Origin of the sequence: Bradyrhizobium sp. WBOS08 (assembly GCF_024585125.1) — a bacterium.
GTDB lineage: Bacteria > Pseudomonadota > Alphaproteobacteria > Rhizobiales > Xanthobacteraceae > Bradyrhizobium > Bradyrhizobium japonicum_B.
This window is the reverse complement of sequence record NZ_CP028988.1, coordinates 2,520,916-2,536,936: the sequence shown is the minus strand read 5'-3', so window position 1 is coordinate 2,536,936 and position 16,021 is coordinate 2,520,916. Positions and strand designations below refer to the sequence as shown.

Sequence of the window (16,021 nt, the reverse complement as noted above, 5' to 3'; positions counted from 1 at the left end):
TCCCGCGCCAAACTTCCCGAAGCCAAATCGCGGGCTTCGTCGGTCGCCCGCGGATCGCAGGGGCGGAGCAGGGCTTGGGGCAATCGCGCAGCATCATCGCCGGGCTGGTCGCGTCGATCCTGCTGTCGCCGCTCGTCCTTGTCGACGCCAGCGAGGCGGCTGCCGCGCGAAAGATAGCCAGACCCAAGCCGAGACCGTCGCAACCGGCCAGATGCGAGATGCCGAGATTCAGGATCGTCGTGGATGTCGGGCACACGCCGGACTCTTACGGCGCGCTCAGCGCGCGCAATGATCCGGAGTTCGGCTTCAACTTCCGCCTCGCCAGTTTGATAACAGCGAAGCTCCAGTCTGAAGGTTTTGCCGAGACGCGCCTGCTCGTCACGGACGGCAAGGCGCGGCCGAGCCTGTTCAAGCGGGTCAGTGCCGCGAATGACGGCCGGGCCGATCTGTTCCTCTCGGTTCACCACGATTCGGTGCCGGACAAGCTGCTCGAGACCTGGGAATTCGACGGCGCAAAGAGCTATTTCAGCGACCGCTTTTCGGGCCACTCGCTGTTCGTGTCGCGGCAGAATCCGCACTTTGCGACCAGCCTGATGCTGGCCCGGATGATCGGCGGGCAGCTGAAGGAGCAGGGCCTGCACTATGCCAGCCAGTACACATTGCCGGTGATGGGCCGCTATCGCCGCCAGTTGCTCGACAAGGATGTCGGTGTCTACCGCTATGACGGGCTCGTCGTGCTGTCGCGGACGCGAAGCGCCGCGGTGCTGCTGGAGGCGGGCTCGATCATCAACCGCGACGAGGAAATGGAGATGAACTCGCCGGAACGGCACGAGGCCGTCGCGGGAGCCGTCGCGGCCGCGATGAGGCAGTTCTGCGAGAGGCGGCAGATTGCTTCGCCGCGCTCGCAATGACGAAAAGCTACAGTGGCCCGCCCCGATATTCCCGGTTCGCCAAACTTGCCTCCTCCAGATCCAGGTCGCGCTCGATCCGCCGCCGCGTTTCGTCGGTGATCTGGCCGTCGCGCAGCAGGTTGTGAATGAACTTGCGTTCGGCGGCGATCAAGTCGCGAGTCAACGCGGTGCCGGCGGTGGACACGTCGTGGTGGCCGGGGTCGAGTGAATCCGGCAGCTGGTTGACGCGGATCTCGTGACGTGCACGCAGCAGCCGCATCACCTCGTCGGAGACTTCCTGTCCCGCTGCCATGGCCTCGAGCGACTTCAGTGCGGCGTCGAGGGCCTGGCGGCGCGCGGCGATCTCGGCCTCGTGCTCGGCGGCGTGCTCGTTGCGGCCGGCCTGCGCGACACCGAGCCAGCGCACCACCGGCGGCAGCGTGAGGCCGATGCCGATCAGCGTGACGAAGATGACGCCGAAGGCGACGAACAGGATCAGGTCGCGATAGGGAAAGGCCTCGCCGTTGGGCAACGTGAACGGCAGCGCCAGCGCGGCCGCGAGCGAGACCGCGCCGCGCACGCCGGTGAAGGCGAGCACGAACGGCCATTGCCATGGTGGCGCCGGATCGCGCTGGCGCAGCGGCTTGCTGAGCATCCGCGGCAGATAGGTAGCCGGATAGAGCCAGGCGAAGCGCGCGATCACGACGATCATCAGGACCAAGGCGGTTGCGATCAGGATGTCGTCGAGCGGAAATGACTTCGATTTCTCGTAGAGCGCGCGTAGCTGGAAGCCGGTGAGCAGGAACAGCACGCCTTCGATCAGGTAGATCACAAGGTCCCAGAAGAAGATGCCTTGCAGCCGCGTCGCGGACGAGATCAGCAGCGGGCCGTTCCAGCTCACATAGAGCCCGCAGGCGACGGTTGCGATCACGCCGGAGCCGCCGATATGCTCGGGCAGCCAGTAGGAGACGTAGGGCGTGATCAAGGACAGCGTCAGCTCGACCTGCGGATCGCTCGACCATTTGCGGAAGCGAAGGGAGAGCCAGCCGACGCCGATCCCGAAGGCGATCTCGCTGGCGACGATGAGGAGGAATTCGCCGGCCGCAAGCGGCAGCGAGAAGTGCCCGACCATGATTGCTGCTAGCGCAAAGCGGTAGAGGATCAGCGCGGTGGCGTCGTTGGCAAGCCCTTCACCCTCGAGGATGACCAGGAGCCGCCGCGGCATGTTGAGCCGGCGCGCGATCGCGAGCGGCGCCACCACGTCGGGCGGCGCGACGATGGCGCCGAGCAGGAAGCCGATGGTCCAGGGCAGGCCGATGATGTAATGCGTCGCGGCGGCCACCATCGCCGCGGTGAAGACCACGGCGCCGACCGCAAGCAGTACGATGGGGCGCAGATTCTTCCTGAACTCGCGCCAGCTCATGGCGACGCTCGCCGAGTAGATCAGCGGCGGCAGCACCATCAGCAGCACCAGTTCCGGCGGCAATTCCACCTGGGGCATGCCAGGCACGAAGGCGAGGCCGACGCCTGCCAGCATCAGCAGGATCGCGGGCGCGATGTTGAAGCGGCGTGCGGCCAACGCCACGCCTGCCAATACGGCAAGCAGGATGAGGAAAATCTGAAACTTCGCTTCCATGACAATCTGTCTTGACCCGGAAGCGATCGCTGCGTCAATGCGCGGCTTACGCCAGCCGCTCAGCCACCGTCCGGCCGATCCGCGCGAACACGGCCTCGATCTGCGCCGCATTCGGCGCGCCGCCCTGGACGTAGGCCGTGATCAGGATCGGCGTGTCGGGTTTGGGCCAGACGACCGCGATGTCGCCCGCAGCATCCTTGCCGTTGTTGCCGGTCTTGTCGCCGATGGTCCAGCTTGCGGGCAGGCCGCCGCGCAGCCGGTTCGCGCCGGTCTTGCAGTTCACCATCCACTCCATGAGCAGGGCACGCGAGGCCGGCGACAGCGCTTCGCCGACCACCAGGCGGCGCAAATTGCCCGCCATCGCCGCCGGCGTCGTGGTATCCTGGGGATTGCCGGGAAGCGAGCGGTTGAGTTCCGGCTCGTCATGATCGAGCCGCGAGGTGGTATCGCCAATCGACCGCCAGAATGCGGTGAGGGCAGCCGGCCCGCCGATCCGTGCCAGCAGCAGATTGGCGCAGGTATTGTCGCTGAGCTCGACGATCGCCTTGCACATGTCGGCGACCGACATCGTGCCGGCCGCGAGATTCTGCTTGGCGACCGGCGCATAGTCCAGCAGGTCTGCCTTGCCGTAGCGGATCATGGCCGCGAGTTGCTCCTCGCCGCGATCGACCCGCGCCATCACGCAGGCGGCGAGCGAGGCCTTGAAGGTCGAGCACATGACGAAGCGCTCATCGGCGCGCCAGCTGAGCTTTGCGCCGGTCGCAAGGTTCTCCGCATGGAGCCCGACCCGCCCGCCGCTCTCGCGCTCGTAGGCTCCGAACTCGGGCGGCGCCTCCGCGGCAAGCGCGGGAGACGCAGCCATCCAGCAGAGCGAGGCGAGCAGAGAACGGCGATCGAGCGGCATGGGAGACTTTCGGGTCAGCGGGGAGGGAAGAGATGACGCACGCATCATCCGCGTCGTCATTGCGAGCGCAGCGAAGCAATCCAGAATAGATCCGCGGAGGGATTCTGGACTGCTTCGTCGCATCTGCGCAAAATTGCCACGCAATTTTGTCGCAAGAGCTCCTCGCAATGACGTGTGGCGAGAGTTGGGCTCGTACTGATGAACGTGGAGGCGAGTGCCTCGCGAGTTAGACGGGGGAAGACTCCCTCACTCCCTCAGGTCGTACCGATATGATTTCGACACGATCTGCCAGCCGTCGGCGAGCTTCATCGCCACCAAATAATCGGTGAAGTAGCGCGGCGGCAATTGGCACCGGACCTTGATGAAGGCAGTCTTCTCGTCCGAACGGTCGATGGTGACGATGAAATCCTCGCGCGGCTTGCCCTCGGCCTTGGCGGAGGGGCGCTTGCGCACGCGATCGAGCCAGTCGGGCACAGTCAGCACCTGCAACTCGCCCTTCTCGACCCAGCGCAAGTCAGCCGAGGGATGGAAGATGGCGCCGAGCTTTTCGGCGTCGCCCTCGTAAAGGCCGTCAAAATAGGATTGCACGACGGCTTCGACGCTCGAACGGTTCTGGCTCATGGATCACCCTTTTGCATGATGGCTTGCGGCGAACTTAGTCGTAGACATCAAAATGCGCTATGGGTGTGTCAGCCATTTGCGCCAAGGCTTGCCATGACCGGATCAGAAAATTCGAACGCGCGTATCTTGATCGGCGAATGCTACTGCCGCACCGTCCGCTTCGAGGTGGCCGACGCGTTCTCCTATGCGATGAACTGTCACTGTTCCAATTGCCGCCGCACCACCGGCTCGGCCTTCAAGCCGTTCGCCGGCATCCCGCAGGACGAGCTCCGCATCGTCAGGGGTGACGACCAGCGCCTCATTTTCGGCGACGCCACCGCCCATGACGCCCATTGTCGGCGATGCGGCTCGCTGCTTTACTCCCGGGTGCGCGACGGACAATGGGTTCACGTCGCCATGGGAGCCCTGGTCGATGCCCCTTCGATCCAGCCGAGCGCCCATATTTTCGTAGGCTCGAAGGCGCCCTGGCACGAAATTACGGACAATCTGCCGCAATATCGGGGGCATATCGGTGACGGCTGAGGGAACTCGGCCGGAACGCCGGCCTGGCAGCGAACCCCGGCCGGTCTGGCGCGACAAACATAGGGGGCGTCGGGCAGCTGGTCGGTGCGGTCTTCGTGACCTCCATCACAAGCATCGCCACCAGATCCTGCTAAAGCGGTCCCAAAGAGGGCTCGAGACGCCCCGAACTTCGGAAGTCGTGTCATGCGCAATCTGCTCAGACTCTACCCGCTTCTCCTCGCCGCCGCGCTGCTGTTCGGCGCGGATCCCGCGTTCGCCGGAAAGCGCGTCGCGCTGGTGCTCGCCAACTCGGCGTATCAGCACGCGCCGTCGCTCACCAACCCCGTCAATGACGGTGCGGTGATAGCCAAGACGCTGAAGGAGGCCGGTTTCGATATCGTCGATTCCCGGCACGATTTGTCCGCGCAGGACACCCGGCGCGTGCTGCGCGATTTTGCCGACGCGACCCGCACGGCCGACATCGCCGTGGTTTACTATGCCGGCCACGGCATCGAGGTCGAGGGCTCGAACTATCTGATCCCGGTCGACGCCAAGCTCGAGCGCGACACCGACGTCTATGACGAGGCGCTCTCGCTCGACCGCGTTCTCGTCGCCGTCGAGCCCGCCAAGCAGCTCCGCCTGGTGATCCTGGACGCCTGCCGCGACAATCCGTTCGCCAAGAGGATGAAGCGCACGATTGCCTCGCGCGCCATGGGTCGCGGCCTCGCACAAGTCGAGCCGACCAGCCCCAACACGCTGATCGCCTATTCGGCGAAGGCCGGCTTCACCGCCCAGGACGGCGACGGCGCCAATAGCCCCTTTACGGTGGCACTGTCGAAATATCTGACGACGCCGGGCCTCGATGTCCGCCGCGCCTTCGGTTTCGTGCGCGACGAGGTGCTCAAGTCGACCGCCAACAAGCAGGAGCCGTTCGTCTACGGCTCGCTCGGCGGCGAGGACGTGCCGCTGGTTCCGGTCAAGGTGGTGGCCGCTGCGCCCGTCGCGCCGGTGGCGAACCCGCAGGCCGATATCCGCCGCGACTATGAGCTCGCGCTGCAGGTTGGCAACAAGGCGGCATGGGACGCCTTCCTCGCCCAGCACCCCGATGGCTTCTATGCGAATCTCGCCAAGCTCCAGGTCGAAAAGCTCGGTGCCGAGCAGGCCCACGCAGCGGCCATCGCGAAGGCGAAGCAGGCCGAGGCCGAGCGCGATCGCCTCGCGGCCCTCGGCGCCCAGAAGGACGCGCAGGCCAAGGCTACGGCCGACGCCAAAGCCGCCGAGCAGGCCCAGCTTGCCGCGCAGAAGGCGAAGGAGCAGGCGCAGCAGCAGGCGGCCGCCGCCGAGCAGCAACGCGTCAACCTTGCCGCCGCGGCCCCGAGCGCCGCGCCGGCCAGCACGGCGAGCCCGGCCGGCACCAATGTCGCCTCGCTGACGCCGCCGACCGCGCCGGCCGATCTCAACCGGTCGGTACAGACCGAGCTCGGCCGCGTCGGCTGCTTCTCGGGCTCGGCCGACGGCAACTGGAATACGTCCTCGCAGCGCTCGCTGTCGCAGTTCAATCGCTATGCCGGCACCAAGCTCGACGTGAAGGTCGCGAGCACCGACGCGCTCGATGCCGTCAAGGCCAAGCCGGCGCGGGTCTGTCCGCTGGTTTGCGAGCACGGCTTTAAGGCCGACGGCGACAAATGCACGAAGATCGTCTGCCGCGAGGGCTATGCGGTCAACGACGACAATGAGTGCGAGAAGCAGCGCGCGGCAAAGCCGGCCAAGCCGGCGACGGCGAAGCGCGACGTCGGTGACGAGCGCCCCGCCCGGCAGCGTCGTCAGGCCGGCGGTGCGGCCGCTGGCACGGCGGGCGGCTATGGTGCCGCGGCCGGCATGACTGCGGCGGCTGGTGCAAGCCGTCCGTCCGGCGGCGGGCAGATATTCTGCAACAGCCTCGGTTGCCGTCCCGTCAACCGCGGCTGCCATCTCGAATATCGCGGCGGCGGTGGCCCCCACGTCGACGCCAATGTCGAGGTGTGTCGCTGAGGGGCATGGGCATGCGTGGTCGAGAGCGTCGTCCGGCAAAGCTCGGACGACGTCAGGCCGAGATAGCGCTCGCTGCGATGTTCACCGTCAGGGCCAGCAAGGCTGTGTTATAGATGAACGAAACGATCCCGTGCGCGGTGGCCGTGCGGCGGATCGTCTTGTCGGTGATGCCGACGTCGGAGACCTGCGCGGTCATGCCGATCACGAACGAGAAATAGACGAAGTCCCAATAATCGGCGTGGTCTTCCTTGTCGCCGCTTGGGAATTGCAGGCCGCCCGGCGTGGTGCTGCGGTAATAGTCATGCGCGTAATGCAGCGCGAAGGTCGTGTGCACGGCGGCCCACGACAAAGCGATGGTGGTGATGGCGATACTCAACTCCAGCACGCCGCGGTGGGGCGTGCCGAGTTCGGAGACGATTGCCGCGATGCTGGCGAAGGCGCCGATCGCCGTCACCAGCAGGATCACGAAGCGGCCGTCGTCCTGCATCGCGGCGGCGCGGCGGATGTGGTGGTGGTCGTTGCACAGCATCATCGCATAGACCAGCACGAGATAGACCGCGATCAGCGCGTCCCAGCCGAACAGGAGCCGCGTCACCAGCCGGTACGAGCCCGGCAGCAGCAGGCCGACCAGGATCCCGGCCCCGACCGCGATGAAGGTCCGCGGCCGCGCATAGATCAGCCGCACCGGCCGCGACATCTTGCGGAAGCGGGCGAGGACAGGGTCTTCCTTGCCGTTGGCCATGATGGCTTCTGCCCTCTCGCTCAACTCTCGTTGTCGCCACAGTGGCGGTGCGCTCCCTCCCTCGCTTGCGGGGGAGGGCGGGGGAGAGGGTGTCTCCACAACCGAGAACCCCCAAGAAGAGGGAGCCCTCACCCGGCGCTTCGCGCCGACCTCTCCCACAAGCGGGAGAGGTGAAGGAGCCCGGAATTGCTAGTTCTTCCGCTCGGCGACGAAGCGCGCGGCGGCCTGCAGCACGGCGGCACGGTCGCCGAAGATCGAGACGGCGCTGTCGGCGCGGGCGAGCAGGTCGCGCACGCGCTGCTTGGCGCCTTCGATGCCGAGCTGGGTGACGAACGTGGTCTTGCCGAGCGCGGCATCGGCGCCGGCCGGCTTGCCGAGCGCTGCCGCATCGCCCTCGACGTCGAGCAGATCGTCCGCGATCTGGAAGGCTTCGCCGAGCGCGCGGCCGTAATCGTCGAGCGCCTGATATTCCTTCTGCGAGGCCTGGCCGAGGATCGCGCCCGCGATGCAGCCGTAGCGCAGCAGGGCGCCGGTCTTCATCTGCTGGATACGGGCGACATCGATCGGCTCGTTGCCGCCGAAGCGGCCCTCGCCGGCGAGATCGAGGATCTGGCCGCCGACCATGCCGCCGATGCCGGCGCAGCGCGCCAGCGCGCGCGTCAGCAGCAGGCGCACGTTGGCGTCGCGATGGATCTCGTCGCGGGTGACGATGTCGAAGGCGAGCGTCAGGAGACCGTCGCCGGCGAGGATCGCGGTGGCGTCATCGGTCTTCTTGTGCAGCGTGGGGCGGCCGCGGCGCAGGTCCGAATTGTCCATGGCCGGCAGGTCGTCATGGATCAGCGAATAGCAGTGGATGCATTCGAGCGCCGCGCCCACGAGCAGCGCCGCTTCGCGCGGAACGCCGAATATTGCCGCGCTCTCGACCACCAGGAACGGCCGCAAACGCTTGCCGCCGTTCAGGCTCGAATAGCGCATTGCGTCCATCAGTCGCTTGGGCCGGGCGATCTCATCGTGCAGGATATCGTCCGACAGCAGGCGCCCGAGCAGGGCCTCGGTATCATCAGCGGTCTTGTCCAGACGTTTGGCGAAATCGGACGGGGACGTGCCGGTCATCAAGGAGGGCTCCAGAACTAAAATTCGGCGGGACAATCCTTTATGCGCCCGCCTCAGTCAATCGTTTGGAAGGCCTAAAAAGTGCTGGAAAAGGCCCGAATTATCACAGACTTAATGCTCCAGCCCGTGGCCGTGGTTCAGCTTGCGCCGGAAAGGTCGATTTGCGCGTCGTCAAAATCCTTCTTCTGGTGCTCGCGGTTGCGCTGCTCGCGCCCTATGTGATCGCGCCATTCTACCGCGCTGGCCATCCCGTCTCGACGCTGATGGCCTGGCGCTCGCTTCGCGGCGCGCCGATGCAGCGGGAATGGATCGATCTGGCCGCGATGTCGCCCTATCTGCCGCGGGCAGTGGTAGCAGCCGAGGACGCGCATTTCTGCAAGCATCACGGCATCGATTGGGGCGCGTTGCGCGAGGCGATCGATGATGCGCAGGAGGACGGTACGCCGTTCCGGGGCGCCTCCACCATCACCCAGCAGGTCGCAAAAAACCTGTTCCTCTGGCAGGGGCGGGATTTCGTCCGCAAGGCACTGGAATTCCCGCTGGCCCTTTGGATCGACCTCGTCCTGCCCAAGCCGCGGATCCTGGAAATTTACCTCAACATCGCCGAGCTCGGTCCGCAGGGCCAGTTTGGCGTCGAGGCTGGCAGCGCCCATGCCTTTGGCAAGTCGGCGGAGGACCTTTCACCCCGGGAGGCGGCGCTCCTGGCCTCGATCCTGCCGAATCCCGTCAAACGCAGCGCTAAAACTCCGGGCCCTGGCGTCCGGCGGCTAGCGGCCACCTACATGGCGCGGGGCCAGGCGAGTTCGCTCGCGACCTGCTGGCGCGAAAATCGCTGATTTTGAGCCCGTTCCGGGCTTATTTTCCGGCCCAAGAGCCTAGCTTTACGGCCAGCCTTCCTCTATAAGCCCGGCCTTGATCGGCATTCAGCTCGCCTCGTATTGCGGGTGCTGAGCCGTCCCCTCCGGACGATGCCCTGATGACACCAATCCCTAGAGGATATTGAAATGGCCGTTCCGAGAAGAAAAACCTCGCCGTCGCGCCGTGGCATGCGCCGCTCGGCAGACGCCATCAAGAAGCCGACCTATGTGGAAGACAAGGACTCCGGCGAGCTCCGTCGTCCGCACCATCTCGACCTCAAGACCGGTATGTACAAGGGCCGGCAGGTCCTGAAGAAGAAAGAGTCCTGAGGTCAGGATCCTTCTTCGGGCAGGATGATCTGGCTTGCCTGGTTTCGGCCCATCCACGAGATAGACGGTGACGGCGGCGGAGCGAATGCTTCGCCGCTGCATTGTTCTGTCCGGATATCATGATCGAGAGGCGTTTTGCCGATGGTCGGTTTCCCGCTGCTTCTGATTCCGCTCGCGGTCTACAACATCATCGCCTTCCTGATGCCGACCGTGTCCTTCACGGACGTGTTGTTCAGGGTACCGATGATCACGGGCGAGACCTGGCCGGTCACGCTTGCCGATCTCCTGCTCGCGCTCGGCGTGGTTCTGCTGCTGCTGGAAGTGGTCAAGGGTGCGCGGCCCGGATCGAAATTCCTGATGGACCATCTGCTGTCGCTGATCGTCTTCGGCGCGGCGGCAGCCGAATTCGTGATGTGGCCCAAATTCGGCAACTCCACCTTTTTCCTGCTGGTGCTGCTGGCGATGGCGGACTTCTTCGCTGGCATTGCCCAGCGCACGCGCCGCCGCGTCACCTATGTCGCCGAGACCGCGGTACCGGCGCCGCGCAAGGCCAAGCGGCAGGCCGACGCGCCGGCGGAGGATGTGGCGTCCGAACGCAAGTTCGAGCCGGTGATTGCACCGCAGCCGGCACCGGTCGAGCCTCCCGCAGCCTCGGCGCAATCCGTCGCCGAATCCGTGCTGATGGATCATCCTGCGCCCAAGCCCGTGCAGGGCGCGTCTTCGCCGGAAATTGCCTCGCCGCAGCTTCAGCCGGGTAACGGCACGCCGCCGTCCTCCGACACGCCGCCGCGCTGACCAGCCTTTAAGCCACCTGACGTGTCCGTGCGCTGACGCTTTGCAGCGGGCGTTTGCTGCCATAGGCCATCTGCGCGTCTTCAGAAGAGGCGCGGCGGAACCGGCTCGTCTGGGGCAGCTGCTCGGCATTGGCGATGAGCTGGGCGACGAAGCTCGGATCGGGACGTGGCAGCGGCGCCTTGCGGACCCAGCGCAAGGTCGGCATCAGCGGCACGAGGGCCGTGCCGGCTTGCCGCTCCGTCTCTTCCAATCCGTCCGCGTTCACCATCGCAACACCGTTCATCTGCTCGAACTGGCGCGTTCTGGGACATTGGCGCCGGGGCATGTGATGGTCTCGCAAGGCCTATGCCGGTCGAGCTTAATTGGTTCCTGGGTGCTTTGGGAACGTGGTTTCCAAATTGTTTATGAACTTTGCCTAGGGTCGGCAGCGAATCTGGCTCTATCCTGTGCCGACTCAGGACTTCCCGCTGTCCCGAAACGAGGCGATTTTGACCCCTGCATTGCCGCAAGCCTCCGACATTCTGGCCGCGCTCGGTCAGGCCGTGTTCGCCTGGGACATCGCCAGCGATGCCATGGTCTGGGGTGACCAGGTCGCCAGCGTTTTTCCCGGCATTCCTGCCGAGCGGCTGGCGACCGGCGCCGAATTCGCCAAGCTGATCGAGCCCGGGCCGGCGCTGCGGACCGCCGCGCTGGCGCAGACGTCCGCCGTGCATGGCGCGGACGGCACGCCCTACCGCATCGAGTACGGCGTCCGCATGAGCGCCGCCGATCCCGTGATCTGGATCGAGGAAACCGGCCGCTGGTTCGCCGGTCCCGACGGCCGCCCCACGCGCGCGATCGGCTCGGTCCGCATCAACAACGAGCGTCATGCCCGTGACGAGGAGCTGACGAAGCTGGCCCGGCTCGATCCGCTGACCGGCGAGCTCAACCGCGCGCATCTGATCGCGGCGCTAGCCGAGGCGATCGAGGAGACGACCCGCTTCCGCTCCACCGCCGCCTTCATGCTGGTCGGCATCGATCACCTCGCCCGCGTCAACGACGCTTTCGGTTTCGACGTTGCCGACGCGGTGATCCTCGACGTCGCCAGGCGCATCCGCGCGCGGCTGCGTGGCGGCGACGTGCTCGGCCGTTTTTCCGGCAACAAGTTCGGCCTGATCCTGAAGAACTGCACCGTCGACGACATGAACGTCGCCGCCGAGCGATTCCTCGCCGGCATCCGCGACGAGGTGGTGCCGACTAAATCCGGCCCGGTCTCGGTCACCGCCTCGATCGGCGCGGTCAGCCTGCCGCGCTATGCCCGCAACACCGACGAGGCCGTCAACCGCGCCCACGAGACGCTGGACGCCGCCAAGCGCCGCCGCGCCGGCTCGTTCGCTGCGTGGCGTCCGGACGCCGCGCGCGACGCGCAGCGCCGCGTCAATATCCGCGTGACCGACGAGATCGTCACCGCGCTGAACGAGCGCCGCATCAGGCTCGCCTATGAGCCGGTGGTGTCCGCCGCTTCGCGCGAGCGCGCGTTCCACGAATGCCTGGTGCGGATGGACCAGGGTGACGGCCATGTGCTGCTCGCGCCCGACATCGTGCCGGTCGCCGAACGGCTCGGCCTGATCCGCCTGGTCGATCATCGCGTGCTCGAGCTCGTGGTCGCTGAGCTCGCCGCCGCGCCCGATGTCAGCCTCAGCCTCAACATCTCGCCGGATACGACGATGGACCCGGACTGGTGGGCGGGGATCGAGTCGCTGATGCTGTCCCATCCCGGCGTCGCCGAGCGGCTGATCGTCGAGATCACTGAGACGGTCGCGATCCAGGACATCGACGACGTCCGCGGCTTCGTCACGCGGCTGAAGAATTTCGGCAGCCGCATCGCCATCGACGATTTCGGCGCCGGCTACACCTCGTTTCGAAACCTGCGCAAGCTCGGCGTCGATATCGTCAAGATCGACGGCGCCTTCGTGCAGAACATCACCCATTCCGCCGACGACCGCGCCTTCGTGCAGACCCTGATCGACCTCGCCCGCCGCCTCGACATCAAGACCGTCGCCGAATGGGTGCAGGACGAGGAAGCCGCAAGCATGCTGCGCGACTGGGGCTGCGATTACATCCAGGGCCGCCTGATCGGGCTTGCCTCGGCCGAGCGGCCGTGGGGCGTTTCAACGGAGAGCGCGCTGCCTGCGGCGAGCTGAGATGTCGTAGGGTGGGCAAAGGCGCACTTGCGCCGTGCCCACGCTCTTTTCGATACGGCAACAGACGCGTGGGCTTTGCCCACCCTACGAAATCACGCCCCCTCGTCCAGCGCCACCAGCTCGCGCTTCTTGCGCAGCGACGGCAGGAGCGGCGCGATCAGCAGCACCATTGCGAACGCAAGGCAGACGCCCGAGATCGGCCGCTGCACGAAGGTCCACAGGTCGCCCTGCGACAGGATCAGCGACTTGCGCAGGTTGTTCTCCATCATCGGTCCGAGCACGAAGGCCAGCACCAGCGGTGCCGGCTCGTAGCCGAGCTTGCGCATGAAATAGCCGATGATCCCGAACGCGATCATCACATAGACGTCGAACACGTTGTTGCTGGAGCAGTAGACGCCGAGGATCGTGAACAGGATGATCAGCGGAAACAGGATGTTGTAGGGCAGCTTGAGCAGCTGCACCCACATGCCGATCATCGGCAGGTTCAGGATCAGCAGCATGACGTTGCCGATATACATGCTGGCAACGATGCCCCAGAACAGGCCGGGGTTTTGCGTGATCAGCAGCGGTCCCGGCTGCAGGCCGTGAATGACGAAGGCGCCCAACAGCAGCGCCATCACCACGTTCGGGGGGATGCCGAGCGTCATCAGCGGAATGAAGGCCCCGCCCGCCGCGGCGTTGTTCGCCGCTTCCGGCCCCGCGACGCCTTCGATCGCGCCATGCCCGAACCGCTCGGGCGTCTTCGACAGCCGCTTCTCCAGCGCGTAGGAGGCGAATGACGACACCACCGCGCCGCCGCCCGGCAGGATGCCGAGGAAAAAGCCGAGGATCGTGCCGCGGCCGATCGGACCCGCGCTCGCTTTCCAGTCCTCTTTGTTGGGCAGGAGATGAGTGATCCTGGTGCTGATGATGTCACGCTTGATGGCCTGCTCGGTGTTGAGCAGAACCTCGGCAACGCCGAACAGGCCCATCACGACGGGGACGAGGCCGATGCCGTCGATCAGCTCCATGCGGCCGAAGGTCAGGCGCGGCTGCGCGGTGATGCTGTCGAGCCCGACCAGCCCGAGTACGACGCCGATGCACGCCATCAGCAGCGCCTTCGGCATCGATCCCTGCGTGAGGAAGGTGAGCACGACGAGGCCGAGCACCATCAGGCTGAAATACTCGGCCGGGCCGAAGGCGATGGCAATGCTGGCAAGCTTCGGTGCCACCAGCATCAAGGCGACCAGCGCAAACGTGCCGGCGGCGAAGGAGCCGAAAGCGGCGATGCCGAGCGCCGGGCCCGCGCGGCCCTGTTTCGCCATCTGGTGACCGTCGATACAGGTGACGACGGAAGCGGCTTCGCCGGGGATGTTGACCAGGATCGAGGTGGTCGAGCCGCCATACATCGAGCCGTAATAGATGCCGGCCATCATGATGATGCCGGATTCCGGCGTGCCCGACAGCGTCACGGGCAGCAGCAGCGACATCGCCGAGATCGGTCCGATGCCCGGCAGCACGCCGACCAGCGTGCCGATGAAGACGCCGATGAAACAATAGAGCAAATTGATCGGCAGCACCGCGACGCCGAATCCGTGGGCGACGTTGAGAAGCGTATCCATGAGGTCAGCCGATTCCGAACATGCCAGAGGGCAGCTGGATCAGCAGCAGCCGCTTGAGCACCCACCACATGCCCATGGGCGTCAGCATGGCGACCGGAATCGCCAGTATCCAGCGCACGGGATCGATCAGCCGCAACAACAGTAGCATCAAGGGGATCGACGACAGCAGGAAGCCGAGCGGCTCCAGCGCAACGGAGAATGCCACCAGGCAGCCGATCAGCAGGAGCGGCTTGCTCCAGCGCACGTTCTCCCAGCGCGAGGCCAGCGTCGGGCCGCCGTCGGTGACCGCGGAGACGATGATGGCGCCTGCGAACACGCACATCAGGATGCCGGTGTAGAACAGCACGTAGCCGGAGCCGGGATCGTTGATGGTGCCGAGCTTGAGCTTCATGCCCGACCAGATCACGAAGCCGCCGAGCGCGAGCCCGATCAGCCCGCCCCAGAGCTCGGAATTGTTGAGGCGGAGCTTGACGTTGGTTTGATTGTTCATCGATTCTCTCACGTGCCCCGGACGCAGCGCAGCGCGAAGCGGTGCGCTGCAGAGCCGGGGCCCATCGGTGCCGCCGAAGAAGATGGGTCCCGGCTCTGCGCAGCAGCGTTGCACGCTGCAGCGCGTCCGGGACACAAGCAGCTCGGCCCTACTTCTTCGCAAGCCCGAGCTTGTCGATCACCTTGCGCTCGGACTCGGTGACCTCGACAACGAACTTCTTGTAATCCTCGGTGTTCTTGTAGTTCGGCACCATGTCGTACTTGGCGAGCGTCGCGATCACCGCGGGGTCCTCGAGCGCCTTCTTGAAGGCATCGTGCAACTTGGCGACGATCTTGGGATCCATCCCCTTCGGCCCGGCGATGCCGAACGGGGAATCATAGACCATGGGGTAGCCGAGTTCCTTCAGTGTCGGCACATCAGGATAATTCGGCGAGCGGGCGCCGGTCCACACCATCAGGAGTCGGAGCTTGCCGGCATCGACCAGCGGTCGCCATCCCGTGGAATCAGCCTGAAGCATGGTGTGCTGACCGAGCACGGCGGCATTGGTCTCTGCACCTCCCTTGAACGGCACCTGCGTCAGCTTGATGCCGGCCATTCCCGCGATCTGCTCCATCCCGATATGCAGCGAAGTGCCGGCGCCCGGCGTGGCGTAGGTCACCTTGCCCGGATTCGCCTTCGCGAACTCCACCACGTCCTTCCAGCTCTTGAACTGCGACTCTGCGCTGGTGGTCACACCGAAGGTGTAGCCGGTGAGATGGACGATGTAGCTGAAGTCCTTGGCCGGATCCCACGACACCTCCTGCATCAAGGGCAGGCGGAAGACCGTGATCGGGATCTGCGAGATGGTGTAGCCGTCCGGCTTCGCCGCCGCTGCCATGGTCGCGGGACCGACCGTGCCGCCGCCGCCGGCCTTGTTGTCGATCACGATCGGCTGCCCCAGCACCTTCGAGGCGCTGTCGGCGATTGCGCGCATCGAGATATCGGTCGATCCGCCGGCCGGCCACGGCACGATCAGCGTGATCGGCTTGGTCGGATAGTCTTGCGCCCCAGCGCTGGTTGCGGCCAACGCACCCATGACGACATGCATAGCGGCAAATGCAGCCGCCCTCAGCCCATACCCCGACATCGGAACACCTCCCTCGCAGCGGCCCGTTCGGGCCGCAGTTTCTCATTGTTGCGACGGGATTGTCCTCGAATTCACGGGAGAAGAAAAGCGCATTGCGCGGTCGCGGTGCACAGTCGGGGAGCCAATCATGCCGGAAACGGGGCGTGCGACAATCCGTCGTTCCGGCGCTTGCCGAGACACGGAATTTGCGCCGTCGGCGGA

Annotated in this window: 16 protein-coding genes; 7 read left to right on the top strand and 9 right to left on the bottom strand. The window is 65.7% G+C overall.

What is annotated here, in order from left to right; genetic code table 11:
• The first annotated feature begins 74 nt into the window (after nt 1–74).
• Nucleotides 75–911, top strand: coding sequence for an N-acetylmuramoyl-L-alanine amidase (locus DCM80_RS12095; protein WP_257197166.1), 837 nt, complete (start codon nt 75–77; stop codon nt 909–911).
• 7 nt (nt 912–918) lie between these two features.
• On the opposite strand, the gene DCM80_RS12090 is transcribed toward DCM80_RS12095, so the two are convergent.
• The 3 genes from DCM80_RS12090 to DCM80_RS12080 form a co-directional block, all read right to left on the bottom strand.
• The gene (locus DCM80_RS12090) at nt 919–2,526 is read right to left on the bottom strand and encodes a Na+/H+ antiporter (protein ID WP_257197165.1); all 1,608 of its coding nucleotides are present in this window, start codon (nt 2,524–2,526) and stop codon (nt 919–921) included.
• Between the two features lie 46 nt (nt 2,527–2,572).
• Nucleotides 2,573–3,430, bottom strand: coding sequence for a class A beta-lactamase (gene bla / locus DCM80_RS12085; RefSeq protein ID WP_257197163.1), 858 nt, complete (start codon nt 3,428–3,430; stop codon nt 2,573–2,575).
• Nucleotides 3,431–3,676: 246 nt separating this feature from the next.
• Nucleotides 3,677–4,051: a nuclear transport factor 2 family protein gene (locus tag DCM80_RS12080; protein WP_028133806.1), complete on the bottom strand. Its 375-nt coding sequence runs from the start codon at nt 4,049–4,051 to the stop codon at nt 3,677–3,679.
• A 93-nt stretch (nt 4,052–4,144) separates the two neighbouring features.
• On the opposite strand from DCM80_RS12080, the gene DCM80_RS12075 reads away from it, so the two are divergent.
• Both DCM80_RS12075 and DCM80_RS12070 read left to right on the top strand, forming a co-directional pair.
• Nucleotides 4,145–4,573, top strand: coding sequence for a GFA family protein (locus tag DCM80_RS12075; protein ID WP_257197162.1), 429 nt, complete (start codon nt 4,145–4,147; stop codon nt 4,571–4,573).
• A gap of 183 nt (nt 4,574–4,756) precedes the next feature.
• Nucleotides 4,757–6,583, top strand: coding sequence for a caspase family protein (locus DCM80_RS12070; protein ID WP_257197161.1), 1,827 nt, complete (start codon nt 4,757–4,759; stop codon nt 6,581–6,583).
• Between the two features lie 52 nt (nt 6,584–6,635).
• On the opposite strand, the gene DCM80_RS12065 is transcribed toward DCM80_RS12070, so the two are convergent.
• Both DCM80_RS12065 and DCM80_RS12060 read right to left on the bottom strand, forming a co-directional pair.
• A complete protein-coding gene (locus DCM80_RS12065; protein ID WP_028133809.1) occupies nt 6,636–7,325 on the bottom strand; it encodes a DUF1345 domain-containing protein in 690 nt (229 codons plus the stop codon).
• Between the two features lie 189 nt (nt 7,326–7,514).
• Nucleotides 7,515–8,438, bottom strand: coding sequence for a polyprenyl synthetase family protein (locus tag DCM80_RS12060; protein WP_028133810.1), 924 nt, complete (start codon nt 8,436–8,438; stop codon nt 7,515–7,517).
• 161 nt (nt 8,439–8,599) lie between these two features.
• Between DCM80_RS12060 and mtgA the strand changes: the two genes are divergently transcribed.
• The 3 genes from mtgA to DCM80_RS12045 all read left to right on the top strand — a co-directional run bounded on the left by mtgA (nt 8,600) and on the right by DCM80_RS12045 (nt 10,420).
• The gene (mtgA, locus tag DCM80_RS12055) at nt 8,600–9,274 is read left to right on the top strand and encodes a monofunctional biosynthetic peptidoglycan transglycosylase (RefSeq protein WP_257197160.1); all 675 of its coding nucleotides are present in this window, start codon (nt 8,600–8,602) and stop codon (nt 9,272–9,274) included.
• A gap of 168 nt (nt 9,275–9,442) precedes the next feature.
• Complete coding sequence (gene rpmF, locus DCM80_RS12050; protein WP_007598106.1) at nt 9,443–9,625, top strand: 50S ribosomal protein L32; 183 nt, start codon at nt 9,443–9,445, stop codon at nt 9,623–9,625.
• 141 nt (nt 9,626–9,766) lie between these two features.
• The gene (locus tag DCM80_RS12045) at nt 9,767–10,420 is read left to right on the top strand and encodes a hypothetical protein (protein ID WP_257197159.1); all 654 of its coding nucleotides are present in this window, start codon (nt 9,767–9,769) and stop codon (nt 10,418–10,420) included.
• 7 nt (nt 10,421–10,427) lie between these two features.
• On the opposite strand, the gene DCM80_RS12040 is transcribed toward DCM80_RS12045, so the two are convergent.
• Nucleotides 10,428–10,688 (bottom strand): hypothetical protein, encoded by a 261-nt coding sequence (locus tag DCM80_RS12040; RefSeq protein WP_028133813.1) that lies wholly within the window; start codon nt 10,686–10,688, stop codon nt 10,428–10,430.
• 220 nt (nt 10,689–10,908) lie between these two features.
• On the opposite strand from DCM80_RS12040, the gene DCM80_RS12035 reads away from it, so the two are divergent.
• Entirely contained in the window at nt 10,909–12,603 is a 1,695-nt protein-coding gene (locus tag DCM80_RS12035; protein WP_257197158.1) for a bifunctional diguanylate cyclase/phosphodiesterase, read from the top strand.
• Nucleotides 12,604–12,695: 92 nt separating this feature from the next.
• Here DCM80_RS12035 and DCM80_RS12030 read toward each other — a convergent pair whose 3' ends face one another.
• The 3 genes from DCM80_RS12030 to DCM80_RS12020 form a co-directional block, all read right to left on the bottom strand.
• Entirely contained in the window at nt 12,696–14,204 is a 1,509-nt protein-coding gene (locus DCM80_RS12030; RefSeq protein ID WP_257197157.1) for a tripartite tricarboxylate transporter permease, read from the bottom strand.
• Between the two features lie 4 nt (nt 14,205–14,208).
• Nucleotides 14,209–14,694 (bottom strand): tripartite tricarboxylate transporter TctB family protein, encoded by a 486-nt coding sequence (locus tag DCM80_RS12025; protein WP_257197156.1) that lies wholly within the window; start codon nt 14,692–14,694, stop codon nt 14,209–14,211.
• A gap of 148 nt (nt 14,695–14,842) precedes the next feature.
• Nucleotides 14,843–15,820 carry a tripartite tricarboxylate transporter substrate binding protein gene (locus tag DCM80_RS12020; protein ID WP_257197155.1) on the bottom strand — a complete coding sequence of 326 codons (978 nt, stop codon included), beginning with the start codon at nt 15,818–15,820 and terminating at the stop codon, nt 14,843–14,845.
• Between the last annotated feature and the right edge of the window lie 201 nt (nt 15,821–16,021).

Bases quoted from the DNA above. Each gene is read 5' to 3' on its own strand.
- DCM80_RS12090 (WP_257197165.1), bottom strand. From the start codon at position 2,526: ATGGAAGCGAAGTTTCAGATTTTCCTCATCCTGCTTGCCGTATTGGCA.
- bla (WP_257197163.1), bottom strand. From the start codon at position 3,430: ATGCCGCTCGATCGCCGTTCTCTGCTCGCCTCGCTCTGCTGGATGGCT.
- DCM80_RS12080 (WP_028133806.1), bottom strand. From the start codon at position 4,051: ATGAGCCAGAACCGTTCGAGCGTCGAAGCCGTCGTGCAATCCTATTTT.
- DCM80_RS12075 (WP_257197162.1), top strand. From the start codon at position 4,145: ATGACCGGATCAGAAAATTCGAACGCGCGTATCTTGATCGGCGAATGC.
- DCM80_RS12070 (WP_257197161.1), top strand. From the start codon at position 4,757: ATGCGCAATCTGCTCAGACTCTACCCGCTTCTCCTCGCCGCCGCGCTG.
- DCM80_RS12065 (WP_028133809.1), bottom strand. From the start codon at position 7,325: ATGGCCAACGGCAAGGAAGACCCTGTCCTCGCCCGCTTCCGCAAGATG.
- DCM80_RS12060 (WP_028133810.1), bottom strand. From the start codon at position 8,438: ATGACCGGCACGTCCCCGTCCGATTTCGCCAAACGTCTGGACAAGACC.
- rpmF (WP_007598106.1), top strand. From the start codon at position 9,443: ATGGCCGTTCCGAGAAGAAAAACCTCGCCGTCGCGCCGTGGCATGCGC.
- DCM80_RS12045 (WP_257197159.1), top strand. From the start codon at position 9,767: ATGGTCGGTTTCCCGCTGCTTCTGATTCCGCTCGCGGTCTACAACATC.
- DCM80_RS12040 (WP_028133813.1), bottom strand. From the start codon at position 10,688: ATGGTGAACGCGGACGGATTGGAAGAGACGGAGCGGCAAGCCGGCACG.
- DCM80_RS12030 (WP_257197157.1), bottom strand. From the start codon at position 14,204: ATGGATACGCTTCTCAACGTCGCCCACGGATTCGGCGTCGCGGTGCTG.
- DCM80_RS12025 (WP_257197156.1), bottom strand. From the start codon at position 14,694: ATGAACAATCAAACCAACGTCAAGCTCCGCCTCAACAATTCCGAGCTC.
- DCM80_RS12020 (WP_257197155.1), bottom strand. From the start codon at position 15,820: ATGTCGGGGTATGGGCTGAGGGCGGCTGCATTTGCCGCTATGCATGTC.